This window comes from Candidatus Tenderia electrophaga, assembly GCA_001447805.1.
GTDB classification, from domain to species: domain Bacteria; phylum Pseudomonadota; class Gammaproteobacteria; order Tenderiales; family Tenderiaceae; genus Tenderia; species Tenderia electrophaga.
This window is the reverse complement of record CP013099.1, coordinates 2,925,178-2,943,298: the sequence shown is the minus strand read 5'-3', so window position 1 is coordinate 2,943,298 and position 18,121 is coordinate 2,925,178. Positions and strand designations below refer to the sequence as shown.

At 60.8% G+C, this 18,121-nt stretch carries 15 protein-coding genes and 1 pseudogene; 11 read left to right on the top strand and 5 right to left on the bottom strand.

Annotated elements, in window-relative coordinates; all coding sequences use genetic code 11:
- Positions 1-51 precede the first annotated feature (51 nt).
- From Tel_13490 to Tel_13475, 4 genes and pseudogenes are all read left to right on the top strand, one after another.
- On the top strand, positions 52-342 hold the full coding sequence (locus Tel_13490) for a plasmid maintenance system killer (protein ID ALP54879.1): 291 nt from the start codon (positions 52-54) through the stop codon (positions 340-342).
- A 5-nt stretch (positions 343-347) separates the two neighbouring features.
- On the top strand, positions 348-662 hold the full coding sequence (locus Tel_13485; protein ID ALP54061.1) for an XRE family transcriptional regulator: 315 nt from the start codon (positions 348-350) through the stop codon (positions 660-662).
- A gap of 1,014 nt (positions 663-1,676) precedes the next feature.
- Positions 1,677-2,939 (top strand): annotated as a pseudogene (locus Tel_13480) (hypothetical protein).
- A gap of 362 nt (positions 2,940-3,301) precedes the next feature.
- Positions 3,302-3,703, top strand: coding sequence for a hypothetical protein (locus Tel_13475; protein ID ALP54060.1), 402 nt, complete (start codon positions 3,302-3,304; stop codon positions 3,701-3,703).
- Between the two features lie 18 nt (positions 3,704-3,721).
- Here Tel_13475 and Tel_13470 read toward each other — a convergent pair whose 3' ends face one another.
- Positions 3,722-7,201: a hypothetical protein gene (locus tag Tel_13470; GenBank protein ALP54059.1), complete on the bottom strand. Its 3,480-nt coding sequence runs from the start codon at positions 7,199-7,201 to the stop codon at positions 3,722-3,724.
- Between the two features lie 96 nt (positions 7,202-7,297).
- Here Tel_13470 and Tel_13465 point away from each other — a divergent pair, with 96 nt between their 5' ends.
- On the top strand, positions 7,298-8,080 hold the full coding sequence (locus Tel_13465) for a hypothetical protein (protein ID ALP54058.1): 783 nt from the start codon (positions 7,298-7,300) through the stop codon (positions 8,078-8,080).
- 135 nt (positions 8,081-8,215) lie between these two features.
- On the top strand, positions 8,216-8,839 hold the full coding sequence (locus tag Tel_13460) for a hypothetical protein (protein ALP54057.1): 624 nt from the start codon (positions 8,216-8,218) through the stop codon (positions 8,837-8,839).
- A 516-nt stretch (positions 8,840-9,355) separates the two neighbouring features.
- Here the strand turns inward: Tel_13460 and Tel_13455 are convergent.
- The 4 genes from Tel_13455 to Tel_13440 all read right to left on the bottom strand — a co-directional run bounded on the left by Tel_13455 (position 9,356) and on the right by Tel_13440 (position 13,388).
- Positions 9,356-10,417 (bottom strand): hypothetical protein, encoded by a 1,062-nt coding sequence (locus tag Tel_13455; GenBank protein ALP54056.1) that lies wholly within the window; start codon positions 10,415-10,417, stop codon positions 9,356-9,358.
- Between the two features lie 40 nt (positions 10,418-10,457).
- Positions 10,458-11,375: an ornithine carbamoyltransferase gene (locus tag Tel_13450; GenBank protein ALP54878.1), complete on the bottom strand. Its 918-nt coding sequence runs from the start codon at positions 11,373-11,375 to the stop codon at positions 10,458-10,460.
- 35 nt (positions 11,376-11,410) lie between these two features.
- A complete protein-coding gene (locus Tel_13445; protein ID ALP54055.1) occupies positions 11,411-12,571 on the bottom strand; it encodes an acetylornithine aminotransferase in 1,161 nt (386 codons plus the stop codon).
- Between the two features lie 235 nt (positions 12,572-12,806).
- Complete coding sequence (locus tag Tel_13440) at positions 12,807-13,388, bottom strand: superoxide dismutase (protein ID ALP54054.1); 582 nt, start codon at positions 13,386-13,388, stop codon at positions 12,807-12,809.
- Between the two features lie 145 nt (positions 13,389-13,533).
- Here Tel_13440 and Tel_13435 point away from each other — a divergent pair, with 145 nt between their 5' ends.
- From Tel_13435 to Tel_13415, 5 genes are all read left to right on the top strand, one after another.
- Complete coding sequence (locus Tel_13435) at positions 13,534-15,081, top strand: 5-oxoprolinase (protein ALP54053.1); 1,548 nt, start codon at positions 13,534-13,536, stop codon at positions 15,079-15,081.
- Between the two features lie 84 nt (positions 15,082-15,165).
- Positions 15,166-15,483: a glutaredoxin gene (locus Tel_13430; protein ALP54052.1), complete on the top strand. Its 318-nt coding sequence runs from the start codon at positions 15,166-15,168 to the stop codon at positions 15,481-15,483.
- A 251-nt stretch (positions 15,484-15,734) separates the two neighbouring features.
- Entirely contained in the window at positions 15,735-16,046 is a 312-nt protein-coding gene (locus Tel_13425) for a hypothetical protein (GenBank protein ID ALP54051.1), read from the top strand.
- Positions 16,047-16,048: 2 nt separating this feature from the next.
- Positions 16,049-16,720 carry a two-component system response regulator gene (locus Tel_13420; protein ID ALP54050.1) on the top strand — a complete coding sequence of 224 codons (672 nt, stop codon included), beginning with the start codon at positions 16,049-16,051 and terminating at the stop codon, positions 16,718-16,720.
- Positions 16,717-18,036: a hypothetical protein gene (locus Tel_13415; protein ALP54049.1), complete on the top strand. Its 1,320-nt coding sequence runs from the start codon at positions 16,717-16,719 to the stop codon at positions 18,034-18,036. The genes Tel_13420 and Tel_13415 overlap by 4 nt, the downstream gene beginning before the upstream one ends.
- Positions 18,037-18,121 lie beyond the last annotated feature (85 nt).

Genomic DNA, 18,121 nt, shown 5'->3' with positions numbered 1-18,121 from the left:
GGTATAGCCTCTACGGTTGACACGTGTAACGTGACAGACTACATTCGATGTATGATCAAAACGTTCGCGGATCGACTCACGCAGGAGCTGTATCTCACAGGCAAAGCCAAACGGTTTCCAGCGGATGTTGCCAAACGGGCTAGGCGTAAGTTGGAGTACGTGGACTTGGCCACGCGGGTGGATGACCTAAAGGTTCCGCCCGGTAATCGGCTTCATGCGCTGGAAGGCGATCGGAAAGGGCAGTACTCGATCTCGATTAATGACCAATGGCGCATTTGTTTCCGATTCGTGGACGGTGATGCTTATGATGTTGAAGCCTGCGATTATCATTCAACGAGGTGAGTAATATGAGCATTCCGAATACAACCAGGATCAAGCGTCGGCCGACCCATCCAGGGGAGATGCTACGTGAGGATTTTCTGCCTGAATATGAGCTTACCGTTTCCACCTTGGCTGAGGCCCTGGGTGTGTCACGGCAATCGATTAATGAATTGTTACGCGAGCGGCGCGGTATCAGCCCGGAGATGGCGCTCCGGTTGGGGCGTCTGTTTGGTAATACACCTGAGTTCTGGCTTAACGCGCAGAGGGCTGTGGATTTGTGGGACGCCGCGGAGGGAATAAAGAAAGATATAGCCCGCATTAAACCGCTGAATGCCGCCTAATCATCGGGCCGCTTCACCGGGTCGGACCACGATAACCATCTGAAAGTATTATTAACCCCCATTGATATTGCTTCTGATTAGGCCTTAAAGGCCCAATTTTCCCCCGAAATGCCGGCTCTAGGTTCCGAGTTCCGGCGGCTGGTCCCAACAATCCCTCCTTCAACTGTCATCCAGGCAATCGCCCCCTTGGGTTAAAGAGTAGTGGTCCGACCCTGGTGCCTGGCGATTGCCTCAGTCTGGGGGGGGAATGTTATGTGCTTGAAATTACAAGCAATCGGATTACCTTTAGTACCCAGCCCGGGAATCCGCTAAAATAGATGTGAATATCTAATTTTAAGGTTGGAAAACTCATGAAATTACAAGAGCTTACCCCCTCTGAGAAAATTCTGCTGGCAGAAGATCTGTGGGATAGCGTTGCATCTGAAGAGAAGCTGTTTCCACTAACCGATGATCAAAGAAGAGAACTGGATGCTAGGCTGGCGAGCTATTCAGAAAACCCGGACGCAGGTGACACGTGGGAGAATGTTAGAGACAGAATTTCAAATTCATGAGTGTAATAAAAAAGGTTGTCATCCGCCCAGAGGCGGAGGCAGATATTAAAGACGCTTATGATTGGTACGAGGCTCAAAGAAAAGGATTAGGTGAAAGCTTTCTTTTATGTATTGAAGAGGCACTGTCTAGAGCATCTCGAAGTCCAGAAATTTATTCAATAATTTACAAAGAAGTGCGCCGAGTGTTAATCCATAGATTTCCCTTTGGTGTATTTTTTATCGAAGAGGAAGATCGCATTTCTGTTCTGGCGGTGCTTCATGCCCGTCGTAATCCAAAAGCGTGGAAAGGTCGCACATAATCGGGTAACCGGGGTATTTAACCCGCCGACACAGCGCCAACGGCTATCTCAGCCCCGAGGTGTTTGAGGCTCAATGAGTCGCTTAAATGGGTGTCCGTTGTTGCTGTGCAGGATCAGTGATGAGGGGAACGGTGTTTTGGCGAGGAGGCGGCGTGAATTACGCAATGCATAGATGGGTTGTAGCGCTAGTGCTTTGCCTCTTGCCTGTCTTGGCCCCGGGCGCCGATTATTCCGCCACCCCAGCCAATTACCGCGCCTTATTAAAGCAGCTGGCGCCGGGAGATGTGTTACGTCTGCAGCCCGGTACCTACCGGCGCGGTTTGCCGATCCATAAGCTCAACGGCACTTCCGGTCAACCGATCATCATCACCGCGGCAGATGACGCCAGGCGTCCGCTGTTTATCGGGCGGCCTAATCACAACAGCGTCAGCATCCTCAATTCAAGCCACGTAGAAATAAGCGATCTTATCCTGGACGGCCGCGGCCTGCCGGTGGATGCCGTCAAGGCCGAAGGCCATGCCGACTGGGCCCATCACATCACCCTGGAAAATCTCAGAATCGTGAATCACGGCCACAATCAGCAGATCGTGGGCATCTCCACCAAGTGTCCGGCCTGGAACTGGGTGGTGCGCGGCAATGTAATTATCGGCGCCGGCACGGGTCTGTATTTCGGCAATTCCGACGGCTCGGATGCCTTTGTCGCCGGTCTGATCGAGCGCAATCTGGTGCTCGATACCCTTGGCTATAACCTGCAGGTGAAGCACCAGCTGAAGCGTGAAGACGTGCCCGGCATGCCCCGGGGCGATGCGCAGACCATTATCCGCCACAATGTCTTCAGCAAATTGCGTGGTGGCTCGGAGCCGCCCATGGCCAGACCGAATGTGTTGGTGGGCCACTGGCCGCTGAGCGGGCCGGGCGAGCATGACCGCTATCTGATCTACGGCAATTTCTTTTATCAGAACCCGACCGAGGCCCTGTTTCAGGGCGAGGGCAATATCGGTTTGTACAATAACCTCTTCGTCAATGATTTCGGCGATGCGGTGCACATCCAGCCCCATAACGATATTCCGCGGCGCATGGATATCTTCTTTAATACAGTGCTCAGCGCCGGCACCGGCATCCGGGTGTTACCGCCGCAGGGCGAGCTGGTGGAATTGATGACGCCCTACACCCAGCGGGTGACGGCCAATGCGGTGTTTGCCCCGCAGCCCATCGAGGCGAATGAGGTCCGGGGCAATGTGACGGCGTCCTTGTCCGTGGTGGGGGCGTATCTGCGTCAGCCCCTGATGCCGCCGGGCGAGCTGGACCTGCGCCCGCTTCAGCCCCTGCAGGCCGAATTCGACACCACGCGGCTGCGCCGATACCCGGCCTGGAATCGGGACTTCGACGGCGTGCCGCGCCGCGGCGACGAGGCGGGGGCTTATGCCAGCGCGCCGGCGCCGGCCCATTGGCCGCCCGATCTTCGGCGCAAGCCCCGCGCCGATGGGGGTTTTCCCTAGCCTGCATTTCTCACTGTGCGGCCCGGGGCTGTGGTGTAGGTGACTGAAACTGATGGAGAACTGGCAAGAGTATCGATCGACCAGGCAACCCCACGCCTGATGCCGCGACCCCGGAAATGCAAGCTCGCGCACAAGGGCCTGACGTGATGGCGCGTGGCGTCTGCGCCACGCCCCGGCGGGGCGCTTATCCGCCGTCATTATCTTGTGCTATACAGTTGACTCGGCGTGTCATAATGCGCGTTGGCCGTACACAAAAATGAGGGTTAGGACCAATGAAACCAATAACACACATGGCGGGCGTGCTTGCCCTGGCCTGCGCCGCCGAAGGCGCATTCGCGGCGTGCAACACCCCCGCCACCCAGGTGACCGATGCCGCGCTCACCACCTTGCTCAGCGGCAACACGGTCTGCGCGGCGCGCGGCGGCGATCGCTGGCAGGAAGAACATCAAGCCGGCGGCGCGCTGTGGGACTATAAACTGGGCGACGCTGATCCCGTCGATCCCAGAACCCAGGTCGGTACCTGGAGCGTCACCGAGGCCGGGACGGCCAGCGTGGTGACCTATGATTACGGCACGGGCAGTCAAAGCTACGAGATCTGGGATGACGGCGGCAGCTACAGCTTTTGCCAGGCCGGGGTGGTGAATGTGGACAACGCCACCGTGGTGTCCGGCATCAACGTCGGTTGTCCGTAAGTCTGCGCTTGGAGATATTTATTGCAGCGTCGCCGTGCCGTCGGCGGCGATCTGCAATGTCATATCACGTTTCCCGGTAATCGCGCAATTGATGACAGCGTTTCCCGGCGTGCAGCTGACGGAGGGGGTCGGGTCTGACCAGCTGCGTTTCAGGGGCATGGCGACAAGAAACTCATCTGTCTCCACAAGCGTCGCCGCGGTGATCTCAATACGCCACGTCCCCGCGTCGGCGGGCGTCATGCGTTTGCCGCGCATGGCGGCTTTCTGCACCGCGCCCTTGTCGTCGTAATTCTTACCGTTCACCCAAAATTCCTTGCCCGGCCCGCCCACCGGCGTGATCTGCGCTTGGGCCGGCAATAGCACCTGCCCCTCCAGTATGCCGCCGGGCTCGGCGGTGATGTCCTCGGCCCGTGGGGCGAGCAGAAAGCGGTCAGCTCCGATGAGTGCCGGCTTATCCGGGAAATGAATCAGCCAGCGGCTGGTAAAACCGGGCTCGGTCTTGCTGATGCTGTCATATACCAACACCAGGTCGTTGACCCGATCGTAGATGAACGTGCGCAGATAGCGCTCCACCCGGCGGCTGCGGCTGGAGATTGTGCCTTCCCCCGAGAAACGGTTGGTGTAGGCGGCGCTGATGTCGGCGCTGACCATGACCACGCCGTCCCGTTGCTTGAGCTCGGTGATACGGCCGGTGTGATAGATCTCGGCCTTGGACTGCCATTCGTCCAGGTCCAGCGGGTGGGGGTAGAGCTCGAGATTGCCGCCGACGCGGCGCTGACCGCCGTCATTGGCGATGCTGCGCGTCGTGCGGCTGAACTCGTTGTTGGAGATGGCGGCGGCTTCGGCGGGGTTGGCGACCGTGGCCACGTTGTGGGCGATGGTCTGGTAGGCGTAGTTGAGGTGATGGTCCGAGCCGTATTTGTAGTACAGGCCGCTGTCGATGGCCAGCGGCCCGCCCTTGTAGAGGGTAAAACTGCCCTGGTCCAAATGGGTGAACGATGAGTAGTTGTCACCGGCCTTGAAGGTGATGTACGTGGCATCCTCATCCCAGCCGCTGCGCATCACCACTAGGCCGATGCCGTCGAAGTGCTTGGTCAGGGGCAGGGCCTGGACGGCTTTTGGATCGTAGAGGCCGTTATCGGTGAGTGGTCCCCAGGGCCAGCTGGTGGGCACGGGGTTTTTCGGTGGAGGGGCCAGACTGTAGGCGGCGGCATGGCGGTATTCGAGCGCCAGCGCCAGGCGGTCGGGGGCGTCACGAGTGAAGGTGCTGCTGTCGCCGAGCCGGAGTTGGGTGCCGTCCGGCCGGATGCGGTAGACCAGAAAGTCCAAAAAGCCGCGCAAGCCCGGCTCCGATTGAAAATAGTCCACACTGGTGGCGCGGCGCCACAGATTAGGCAGCTGGTAGACCGCCTGGCCGATGCCCTTGGCCACCACGTCGGCGCCCTCGTGCCAGCCGCCGTGCTCACCCATGACCTGGCGCCACACCGGCAGGATGCGGTCGTGCCACAGATCGGCGCTGAAGGCCATCACCGCATCGCCGCGCGGGTCATCTTGATATAAGGCGATACTGCAAGCCGTCAGGGCCTGGGCCGGGCCGCTGTAGAGCGTGACGTTGTAGGGCGAGAGGCGGCCGCTGCGAATCACTTCGATCAGATAGCCACAGCCATGCGCCAGTTTGTCCTGCAGTTGCCGCCGTTGCGTCTCGCTCCACTGGTCGTAGAGCCAGTCATACGCATGGGCCAGCCGTTTGCCCTGTTCATAACCGCGCCAATTGAATTTCAGGGCCATGAGGTGCTGGAACAGCCTGTCCAGGTCCTGGCTGCCCGGTTCCACATAGGCCATCAGGATGGCGGAATCGGGATTGCTCCGTGGGCCGGCGGCGCGCCGGCGGTGGTCGTCGAAGAAGCCGGGGTTTTCCCGTTGCAGGCGGGCTATCTCCATCGCTGTTGGCACGGGCAAGCGTGGATGCTGCGTGCGGAAATTCGGTAATACGGCGGGGGGGAGCGCGTCGGGCGTCGCATAGTCATGTTTGATCCCGGCCACGAACATGGCCTCGGAGTCGGCCGATTGCTGCATCAGGGTCAGGCCCAGCGCGCCCATGACCAGCATCACCCCGCCGGCGCCGAGCAGCGCCTTGCGCGGAAATTGCCGCACCACCGGTGCGCGTTCGGCGGGCGCCGGCGCCGGAGCGCGGGCACAGGCCGCCAGCCATTGACACAGGCGCTGCCCCAACCAGGCGGCCACCAGGCCGATGAGGAGGTTGGTGGGGTCGGGGTGGGTGCGGGGGATGAACAGCTTGCCCGCCTCGATGACGCAGGCAATCGCCGCGCTGCTCAGCAGCAGACCGAATACCGGCGGGCGGCGCAGCGGGGTGGCGCCACTGGCGTGCCACAGCCAGAAGCCCACGCCCAGCGGCAGATAGATGGCGCTCTGGGCCAGCAGACTGGCCACCGCCTGGGTCTCAGTGCTGAAGTAGTGGTAATAAAACGGGAGATAGCGTTGTTTGTCCAGCGCGCTGCGCAGGGTTTCCCAGTTGCCCCACTCGATACCGCTCCAGCCGTTGAGCAGGGCCGCCAACACCAGATAGGGAATCAGCGCCAGCAACAGCGCCGGTCTGAGCCAGTGGGCGTGACGTTGCGCCAGCTGCGGCGAGGGGATGTCACGCAGCCAGGCGCCGAGGCCGATGCCCACCGCCTTGGACAGGGCGCCGTTGACCGTGGTGACGCCGGAGGCGATCAGAAACTGGGCCGCCTCCAGGCAAGCGCCCACGGCGACGGCAATGCCGAGGTTGCCGCCATGGCGCCCCGCCCGGTGCGGCATCAGGCGCACCAGCAGCAGCCCCAGAGGCAGGGCCGCCAGCGTCTCGGCCAGCCATTGGCTGGTGCAGTGAAGCAGCGCATCGCAGTGCTCCAGGCCCCAGCCATAGCGGCCTTCCAGCAGTTTCCATTGCAGGTCCGCCAGCGAGACCATAAAGTCGTAGGGAAACAGGGCCAGTCCCAGATAGGCCAGGGCATACAGGGTCAGGCCGGCCGTCAAGGCACCGGGGCCGGGGCGCAGCACCGCCGTCGCCAGTCCGGCCAGGCGCGAGTGACTGGCGCTCCACACGATCAAGCCCAGCGCGGTGCCGATGGACTCGGCAATCAGGTCATTGAGTGATACGGTACGGGGGGCAAAAAAGATCTGCGTGAACTCCACGCCCAGCGCCAGCGCCACCCCCAGCGCCGCGGTGAAAAGCATCGCCAGGCTGCGCGGCAGCCAGGTCAGCCGGCTCAGCCAGGTGACACCCAGATAGGCCAGGGGGATGTACAGCAGGATGTTGGCGATCCAGTCGGCGCGCGACACCACACCCAGATCCAGATAGGGGATGTGGCGAAATTTTTCGATGGCCTCGGCCAGGCTGTGCGGCCGCAGCTCGAAGGGCAGCAGACTGCCATAGACGATCAATACCGCCCAGATGAGCCAGTACAAAAAATAGCGGCTTGCGTTATGTGTGGTCATTGGGCGGCTCGAAACGGTATGTCGGACGGCGGTGACTGCGAGTAGGCTATCATATCCGTCATCCTGCATGACCCAGGCGATTCTGGATTGAGATGAATGAACGTGATGTTTAACAAGCGCCGTCTGCGACTGCTAATGTGCGGCCTACTCTTCGCTCCGCTGCTGTCGGCCGGGGACTATTCCGCCGTCATCGCCAAGGTGAAACCCGGCGTGGTGGCCCTGGGCAATTACCAAGCGCTGCGCCAGCCGGCGGTGATATTTGTCGGTACAGCCTTCGTCGTCGCCGACGGTCGGCATGCCATTACCAATGCGCATAACATTCCGCCCTTCCTTGATCCGGCCAAAAAGGAAAGCCTGGTGGTGGTCGTGCCCGATGAACAGCGCCGCGAAGTGCGCATGGCCACCGTGATCGCGGAAGACCAGGCGCACGATCTGGCCCTGCTGAAATTCTCCGATGCGCCGCTCACACCGCTGAGCCTGGGGGACGACGCGGGGGTTAAGGAGGGGCGCGAGTTTCTGATCAGCGGTTTTCCCATCGGCTCCGCCCTGGGGTATCACGTGGTGACCCACCAGGCCATGGTGTCGGCCATCACCCCGGCGGTGCAGCCGGTCTACAATTCCAAGCAGCTCAATCCGCGCCTGCTCAAACGCATGGCGACCCAATATAAAGTATTTCAGCTCGACGCTATCGCCTATCCGGGCAACAGCGGCAGCCCGCTGTATGACCCTGAAACCGGTAAGGTTGTGGGGGTGCTTAACAGCGTTTTCGTTAAGGAAACCAAGGAAAACGCGCTGCAGAGCCCGAGTGGGATCTCCTATGCCATCCCGGTGCAGTTTGTGAAGGCCTTGTTGCGCGAGGCCGGCCTGGATGCCGAGTAGCGCGATAGCAATAACTATCATTTGACCTTGGGCATGGAGGTTGATATAAAAAGTCAGTCATTATAGGAAGTTTTTTTTGGGGAATAATCCTAGTTAGCTAGGGGGGGAGTAGAAATGAAGTTGATATCACGTAACATGCGTTTCATGGCGGCGGCGGCCGCCCTGTGTGGTTTTGGCGTCACCGCCCAGGCGGCGGACATCGGCGATGCGGCCGCCGGTGAAGGCAAGGCCGGTCTGTGCGGCGGTTGCCACGGCTTTGACGGTAATAGCGAAGATGCCACCTATCCGCGTCTGGCCGGTCAATATGCCGGTTACATCGTCAAACAGATCAAGGACTTTCAGAGCGGTCACCGCGCCAATAACGATACCATGGCGGGCATGGCGGCCATGGTGGGTTCGGATCAAGACGCCAAGGACATTGGCGCCTTCTTTTCTGAGCAGAAAATGAAAGGTGCATTGACCAAGCCCGACCAGGACCTGCTGGCCAAGGGCGAAAAACTGTTCCGTCAGGGGAATCCCAAAAGTGGTGTCTACGGGTGTATCAACTGCCACGGCGAGAAGGGTAAGGGCAAATCAGAAAATGTTTCGGTGTTCCCCGTCATCGGCGGGCAGCATCGCGATTATCTGATCAAACAGCTGAAGGAGTTCCGCGCCGGTAAGCGTGAGAACGACCCGGCCGGTATGATGAGCGCCATCGCTGATAAACTGACCGATCAGGAGATCGAGGCCGTGGCCGAATATCTGTCGGCACAGCTGTAATCGGTTGACGAAATGGTTTGAAAAGGCGGGCTTCGGTCCGCTTTTTTTTGGGGTTTGTTTGGGGTGCGGCCTGGAAATCCCCCCTAACCCCCCTTTGCAAAGGGGGGGATGGTCCATTGCTATATGCAAATGAGGGAGGAAAACGCCGGTTTATGTGAGTGGTCGGCGAGGGATCCCTGGACTTGCCCTTCCATAAAAAAACCAGCTTTTGCTCCCCCCCTTTGCAAAGGGGGAATGGTGCATTGCTGCACGCAAATGAGGGAAGAAACAAGCGGTTTATGTGAGTGGTCGGCCAGGAATCCCATGGACTCGCCCTTCCATAAAAAAACCAGCTTTTGCTCCCCCCTTTGCAAAGGGGGAATGGTGCATTGCTGCACGCAAATGAGGGAAGAAACCACCGGTTTATGTGAGTGGTCCGCGAGGAATCCCTTGGGCTCGCCCTTCCATAAAAACCACCCTTTGTTCCCCCCTTTGCAAAAGGGGGGTTAGGGGGGATTTAAGCCCCCGGCCCCTAACTCAAACAGCTAGCACTTTAGTTTTCTGAAAACTGATCAAGTGATCCGCATTAATGCTGATCCCCACCTGCGCACCGAGTGGATGATCGTCATGACTGGGAAACAAGGACAGCACCCGGTTGCCGGTCGGTAGCCGCAGGGTGTAGAGAATGGTGGCGCCCTTGAAGGCCTTATTGACCACCTCGGCGGTCAATTTACTGTCCGAGTCGGGCACGATGTCGTCGGGGCGCAGCAGCACCTCCACCGCCGTGCCGGGTGGCCAGGGGTAGGCCCGGTCGCCTTCGATGATACCCACCTCGGTCTCCACGGCATTGGGTGAGATCAGGCGGGCATCGAGAAACACCCCTTGGCCGATGAAGTCGGCAACAAAGCGGTCGGCCGGTTCGTGATAGAGATTGAAGGGCGTGTCCCATTGCAGGATGCGGCCGTGTTTCATAATCCCCACCATGTCGCCCAGGGCGAAGGCCTCGTGCTGGTCATGGGTGACCAGAATGGCGGCGATGCCCTGCTGCTTGAGAATGTCGCGCACCTCCAGGCCCAGGCGTTCGCGCAGGTCCACATCCAGATTGGAGAAGGGCTCGTCCATCAGGATCAGGTCCGGCCGGTGCGCCAGGGCGCGGGCCAGGGCGATGCGTTGCTGCTGGCCGCCCGAGAGTTCGTGGGGATAACGGCCGGCATAGCCTTTGAGACCGACGGTCTCCAGCAATTCCTCGGCGATGCGACGTTTCTCGTGGCGTGATTTGCCGCTCAGGGCAAAGCCGATGTTGCCCGCCACGTCCAAGTGTGGGAACAGGGCGTAATCCTGGAACACCATGCCCAGGCCGCGCTTTTCCGGCGCCAGGGTGAAGCCGGGCCGGGAGACGACTTGGTCATGAAGGACGATCTCGCCATGATGCAGCGGCTCGAAGCCGGCAATGGCGCGCAGTACGGTGGTCTTGCCGCAACCGCTCTGGCCCAGCAAACAGGCCAGCATGCCGGGGCGGATATTGAACGACAGATCCTTGACCACCGCCGTGTCGTGATAGCGGCATTCGATATTGTTAAGGCTGAGCAGGGTCTTCATGTTTATGCCCGTCGCGCCGCGCCAGCGTGGCGCCGCTAAATCAGCCCCCGAGTTTGCCGGTGAGCAGGAATTCCAGCAAGGCCTTCTGCGAATGCAGGCGGTTTTCGGCCTCGTCCCAGACCACGCTCTGCGGTCCGTCCATGACCTCGGCGCTGACCTCTTCCTCGCGGTGTGCCGGCAGGCAGTGCATGAACAGGCAGTCGGGATTTGCCAGCTGCATGAGGGCCTGATTGACCTGGTAGTCGCCGAAGGCGATGCGGCGGTTACTCAGCTCTTCCTCCCGACCCATGCTGGCCCAGACATCGGTGACGATCAGGTCGGCGCCCTTGGCGGCCTCTTGAGTGGTGTCTACCAGATAGGCGCTGGCGCCGGCGGCCTTGAGAATGGCCGGGTCCGGCAGATAGCCTGCGGGCGAGGCGATCACCAGCTCAAAGCCGAATTGGCGCGCGGCGTCGATGTAGGAATGGCACATGTTGTTGCCGTCGCCGATGTAGGCGACGCGCCTACCGCGAATCTCACCGCGGTGTTCCACATAGGTCTGGATGTCAGCCAGCAGCTGGATGGGGTGCTGCATGTCGGTGAGGGCGTTGATCACCGGTACCTGCGAATACTTGGCGAACTGCAGCAGCTTCTCGTGTTCGTAGGTGCGGATCATGATCACGTCCACCATGCGCGACAAGACCCTGGCGCTGTCCTCGATGGGTTCGCCGCGGCCGAGTTGGGTGTCGCGCGGCGAGAGAAAGATGGCGTGGCCGCCGCATTGGGCCATGGCGGTCTCGAAGGCGACGCGGGTGCGGGTGGAGGATTTTTCGAATACCATCCCCAACACCTTGTTCTTGAGCGGCTCGTAGATCGCGCCGCTGCCTTGCATGCGTTTCAGTTCGATGGCGCGTTGAATCAATCCCTGCAGTTCGTCAGGGGTGAAGTCCATCAGAGTAATAAAATGACGTGCAGCCATGGCGGCATCCTTAGTATCCATCGAGTGATTCAATTCTATTGTTTAACGAGGCTTGCGATTATATCAACGATGCGGTCGATCTCGTCGCTCTCGATAATCAGCGGCGGTAGCAGGCGGACCACCTTCTCGGCGGTGACGTTGATCAGCAGGCCTTGATCCAAGGCTCGCTGCACCAGCTCGCCGCAGGCGTGTTTCAATTCCACGCCCAGCATCAGGCCGCGGCCGCGTATGGCGGCGACGCTGTCGCAATCGGCCAACGCCTGTTGCAGGCCTTGGCGCAGCCGTTCACCCTTGATCATGGCGTTGTTGGCCAGGTCTCCGCTTTCCATTTCCTCGATCACCGCCAGGGCCGCGGCGCAGGCCAGCGGATTGCCGCCGAAGGTGGAGCCGTGGCTACCGGGCTGCAACACCTCGGCCGCCTTGCCGCGCGCCAGGCAGGCGCCGATGGGCATGCCGTTGCCGAGCGCCTTGGCGACGCTCATCACGTCGGGCGCGCTGTTGCTGTGTTGGTAGGCGAACCACTTGCCGCTGCGGCACATGCCGGTTTGGATTTCGTCCAGCATCATGAGCCAATCGTGTCGGTCGCACAGGGCGCGGATGCGGTCGAGATAATCGTCGGCCGGGATATTGATGCCGCCTTCGCCCTGAATGGGTTCCACCAGCACGGCGACGATGTCGGCATTGTCGGCCAGTTGCTCGATGGCGGCGATATCGTTGTAGGGCACGCGCACGAAGCCGGGCACCAGCGGTTCGAAACCGGCCTGGATCTTGGCATTGCCAGTGGCGCTCAGGGTGGCCAGGGTACGGCCGTGGAAGCTGCCTGCGGCGACGATGATGGCCGGGTTGGCGATGCCCTTGTTGTGGCCGTAGAGCCGCGCCAGCTTGATGGCGGCCTCGTTGGCCTCGGCGCCGGAATTGCCGAAGAACACCTTGTCCATGCCGGCGACGCGGCACAGCGCCTCGCCCAATCGATCTTGGTTGGCGATGCCGTAGATATTGGAGGTGTGCAGCAGGCGACGCGCTTGCGCGCAAATGGCCTCGGCCACCCGGGCATTGGCGTGACCGAGACTGCAGACGGCGATGCCGCTCAGGGCGTCGAGGTATTGTTTGTCATTATCGTCCCACAGCCAGGCGCCTGCGCCGCGCACGAAACTCACCGGTAGGCGCTTATACGTGGACATTAAGTGATCCGTCATTGGTATCCCCGAAAACAAGAAAGCAGCCCGGTGGGCTGCTGCAAAGTGAGAATTTTACTGTGATTTCGGGGACTGGGCAATCAATCGCACTGATGGGTGCGGGGGAATCGTGCCGGCTTTTTAAATCTCCCCCAACCCCTCTTTACGCAAGAGGGGGGCTTTACGGTGTGTTTGGTCAGGTTCCGCAACAGATCCCCCCCTTTGAAAAAGGGGGGTTAGGGGGGATTTTAAAAGGTTAACCCCCGTAGTTTTTCTCGGCGAAATCCCAGTTGATGATGCCCCACAACGCGTCCAGGTACTTGGGGCGGGCATTGCGGTAATCGATGTAGTAGGCATGTTCCCACACGTCCACGGTCAGCAGCGGGGTCTTGCCCTCGGTCAGGGGGCAACCGGCGTTGCTGGTGTTGACGATCTCCACCGAGCCGTCGCTGTTTTTCACCAGCCAGGTCCAGCCCGAACCGAAGTTGCCGGCGGCTGAAGTGGCGAATTTCTCTTTGAAATCGGCGAAGGAGCCGAAGGCCTTGGTGATGGCGTCGGCCAGGGCGCCGCTCGGTTCGCCGCCGCCGTTGGGGCTGAGACAGTTCCAGTAGAAGGTGTGGTTCCACACCTGTGCGGCGTTGTTGAACATGCCGCCGGAGGATTTCTTGACGATGTCTTCCAGCGTGGCGTCGGCAAACTCGGTACCTTCGATCATGCCGTTGAGCTTGTCCACATAGGTCTGGTGGTGTTTGCCGTAATGGTATTCCAGGGTCTCGGCGGAAATGGTGGGGGCCAATGCGTCCTTGGCGTAGGGCAGTTCAGGCAGTTTATGTGCCATGTCGATCTCTCCTTGGTTTATTGTTGATTGAATTACCTGGGGATTATTAGATTCAGTCTAAGAAACGGCCATGGAAAATGCAAGAGATTACAGACAATAGTACGAAAGCGGGAAGAGGTAAAAGGATTTGCTAGGATGGTATTCCATGGATGCCATTCAACTCTCCGTTTTTGCCAGCCGCATCGCCGCCGTGTGCGACGAGATGGGGGCCATGCTGCGTCGCGCCGCGTTATCGCCGAATATCAAGGATCGACTGGACTTTTCCTGTGCCGTGTTCGACGCCCAGGGTGAGTTGTGCGCCCAGGCGGCCCATATACCGGTGCATCTGGGCAGCATGGCCTACGCCATGGCCGGGATTATCGGCCGGCTGGAATGGCGCCACGGCGATATGGTGATCGTCAACGACCCCTTCCTCGGCGGCACCCATTTGCCCGATGTCACCCTGATCGCGCCGGTGTTCAGCGCCACGCGCCTGGTGGGTTTCGTCGCCAACCGCGCCCATCACGCCGACATCGGCGCCAGCACCCCCGGCTCCATGCCCATCTCCCAACGCCTGGACGAGGAGGGGGTGATCATCCCGCCTTCCTATCTGATCCGTGGTGGTGCCCTGGACGAGGCCTTGCTCGATTCGATTGTGTCGGCCACCGGCAACGCTGGCCAAAGCCGCGGCGACTTCGCCGCCCAGATCAGCGCCAACCGCATCGGCGGGACCCGTTTGAGCGGCCTGGTGGACGGCATGGGGGCGGCGCAGTTCGAGCAGTCCGTGGGCTTGCTGAACGATTATGCCGAGCGCTTGGCGACCCGGGCCTTGAGTGAAATCCCGGGGGGGGACTATCGTTTCGAGGACGTGATGGACGACGACGGCCTGGGCCATCAGGACATCCCTATCCGCGCCCGGCTCAGTGTCAAGGCGGGCGCGGTGGAGGTGGATTTCGCCGGCACCGCGACACAGGTGGCGGGCAATATCAATTGCCCCCTGTCGGTGGCCGCGGCGGCGGTGTATTACGTGTTCCGCTGTCTGATGCCGCGCCACACCCCGGCCTGCGCCGGCAGCTTTCGCCGGATCCGATTGCAGGCGCCGGAAGGCAGCCTCGTTAACGCCCGGCGCCCGGCGGCGGTGGCGGCGGGCAATGTGGAGACCAGCACCCGCATTGTCGATGTCATCATGGGCGCCCTGGCCCAGGCACTGCCGGAGCGCATCCCGGCGGCCAGCCATGGCAGCATGAACAATGTCGCCATGGGGGCGCGCCACGTCGGCCACGCGTGGGATTATTACGAGACCCTGGGCGGCGGCATGGGCGCCGGCCCCCGCGGCGGCGGTCTGAGCGCCCTACAGACCCACATGACCAACACCCTCAATACGCCGGTGGAGAGCCTGGAGATGCATTATCCCCTGCGTATCCGCCGCTACCAGGTGCGCCGCGGTTCGGGCGGAGAGGGCTTGAAGCGCGGCGGCGACGGCCTGGTGCGCGAATTTGAATTCCTGCAGGTCACCAGTGTCACATTATTGACCGAACGGCGTGGACATGCGCCCTGGGGCTTGAACGGCGGCGGCGCGGGGATGCCGGGGGTGAATCGTCTCGACGGCGAGATCCTACCCGCCAAGATCAGCTTCACTGCCCGCCCGGGCCAGCGCCTGAGCATCGAAACACCTGGCGGCGGCGCGTGGGGGCTATCCCGTCCGGCCAAGTGACCCTATACTCCTTGAGTATATTTTTGCGGTATTTCCCAGTAGAATACTCGGACTTTTGATCCGAGCACGTTTGAAGGAGTCGGTATGGAGATCATGGAGACAATCAAGCAACAGGTGGAAGGCGCCCCCGTGGTGCTGTACATGAAGGGCACGCCCCAGTTTCCCATGTGCGGATTTTCCGCCCGCGTGGTGCAGATCCTGAATGAGGTCGGTGCCGAGTACAACGCGTACAACGTTCTGGAACAACCGGAGCTGCGCGCCAACCTGCCCAAATACGCCAACTGGCCTACGTTTCCCCAGCTCTATATCAAAGGCGAGTTGGTGGGCGGCTGCGATATCACCATCGCCATGTTTGAAAACGGTGAGCTGGAGACCATGGTCAAACAAGCCTTGGCCAGCTGACGCGCCGTTTGCCCCATTGCTGAAGATTTCGAGGTAGGCACTGTAACGTAGCCGCTCCGCAAGGGGCGGCTTTTTGCGTTTTATGACCGGGACGGAAAGACCTATTCGCCAGGGCCGCTGTTTCAGTTTTAATTTATGTTTGCCCGCTACGCTTTTACCACGCACGATTGGAGGTGAAGCATGAAATATTTTGTTTTACGCTGCCGGCAGGCGCCGCGGTGTGGCGCACTCGAGGGCATGACGTGTCGAGTATGAAAGCGGCACTGGCTATATTCGGCCTGTTGTGCTGTTTGGGCAGTCTCGTCGCGGCGGCCTCGGAAGGGGATCACGACGCGGCCAAACGGCTGCGTGATGCCGGTAATATCGTACCGCTGGAAATGATTCTGGAGGACGCCCGCGGCCGGCATGGCGGCAGGGTTATCGAGATCGAGCTGGAGCGCGAGCACGGCGTATACGTCTACGAGGTCGAGTTCGTCGACGAGCAGGGCGCCGTGCACGAGTACTATTACGATGCCGGCGATGGTCGATTCCTGCGGGAAAAACAGGGTGAGACGGAGCATTAGTCATGAGGGTATTGCTGGTCGAGGATGATCCGGCGCTGGGCGGGCAGCTTAAGCATGACCTCGCCAAGGCGGGCTTCGCCGTGGATTTGATCGATAACGGCGTCGACGCCGAATTCATGGGCGAGCAAGAAGACTACGACCTGGTGGTGCTCGACCTGGGGCTGCCGCAACGCTCAGGCCTCGAGGTGCTGCACCACTGGCGCGCCGCCGGTAACAAGGTGCCGGTGGTGATTCTGACCGCCCGTGATGCCTGGCACGAAAAGGTGGACGGCTTCAAGGCCGGTGCCGACGATTATCTGGCCAAGCCGTTTCATGTGGAGGAGTTGCTGGCGCGCATGCAGGCCGTGGTCAGGCGTCTCAAGGCCCAGACCGGCGGTGATCAGCTCAAGGTCGGACATCTGCAGCTGGACGAGCACACGCAGAGCGTCACCACCGCTGCCGGCGAGGTATTCCCGTTGACGGGCACCGAGTTCCGCCTGTTGCGTTATTTCATGCTCCATCCCGGTCGCATTCTGTCCAAATCCGTGTTGACCGAACACGTCTACGATTACGACTCCGACAAGGACAGCAATGTCATCGAGGTCTATGTCAATCGGCTGCGCCAAAAGCTGGGCAAGGCGCTGATCCAAACCAAGCGCGGCCAGGGTTACGTGTTCGAGGCGGATCAGGCGTGAAGTCACTGCTTGCTCGCCTCGGGCTCGGCTTAGGCCTGGGGCTGGTGGCCGTGTTTGTGCTGCAGTGGTGGGTGGTCAATACGGCGGTGCGCACCCTCACCCAGGACTATGTCGTGTCGCGCCTGGAACACGATGCCGACAGCCTGCTGGCACGCATCGCGTTTACGTCCGACGGGCGTGTTCACTTTGATACCCAGCGCGACGAGGCCATTTATCACATGCCTTTTTCCGGGCACTACTATCTGGTCCAAAGCGGCACACAACAACTGCGTTCGCGCTCGCTCTGGGACGAGGATTTTCCCGTCTATGCAGCGCGCGGCGAGCCCCAGTATGTGTCCGGCCCCAACGATCAGTGGTTGCTCTTGATCGTGCGCGAGTTCTCCAAGCAGGGGCACCCGTTGCGTATCGTCGTGGCCGAGAATATGACGCCGCTGTTGCAGCAGTTGCATGACTTCGGCCAGCGCTATGCCCTTGTCAGTGTGGTGCTGATGGTGCTGGTGATGCTGTTGCTGGCCTTGCTCGCCAAGCGCAGTCTGCGTCCTTTGGGCCTGGTGATCGAGGATGTGAAGCGTTTGGAACTGGGCGAGATCACCCGCCTGCGCGAAGCCGTGCCCAGCGAAGTGCATCCGCTGGTCAAGGAGTTCAACCGGCTGTTACAGGTGATGCAGGATAGGTTGGAACGCTCTCGTTCCGCCCTCGGCAACCTGGCCCATGCCCTGAAGACGCCCTTGACGGTGCTGGTGCGCCTGGAAGACGAAGAGGTGGTACGGCAAAATCCGCAATTGGCGCGTCGGCTGCAGGAACAGACCGGCGCCATGCGCCAGATTATTGATCGCCAACTCAAGCGGGCGCGTCTGGCCGGCATCTCGACACCGGGCTTGAGCTTCGACCCCGGGCGCGAATTCGACGGCCTGGTCGACATTCTGAGGCAGATCTACAGCGAACGCGGGCTCGAATTCGAACTGCGCATCCCCCAGCACAAGACCTTTGCCGGCGACCGCGAGGACATGTTGGAGTTGTTCGGTAACCTGCTGGACAACGCCTGCAAATGGGCGCGCCGGCGCGTGCGCGTCACGGTTCCCGACCGTGCCGGTCTAACGGTGACGGTGGAGGATGACGGTCCGGGCTGTGCGCCCGAACTGCGCCAGCAACTGGACCAGCGCGGCCGCCGCCTGGACGAGGGCACCGCCGGTCACGGCCTGGGCCTGGCCATCGTGCGCGATATTGTCGAGCACTACCAGGGCAGCTTGGTATTTGGGCAGTCCGAGGACTTGGGCGGATTTAGGGTGGATGTGGTGTTGCCGGGGCGGGCGTAGGGTGCGCACGGCGCACCATCAGTCTGACGCTTAAACCGAACCCGACTCACGCACCGGGTCGCGAGTCGCGGAAATATTATGGTGC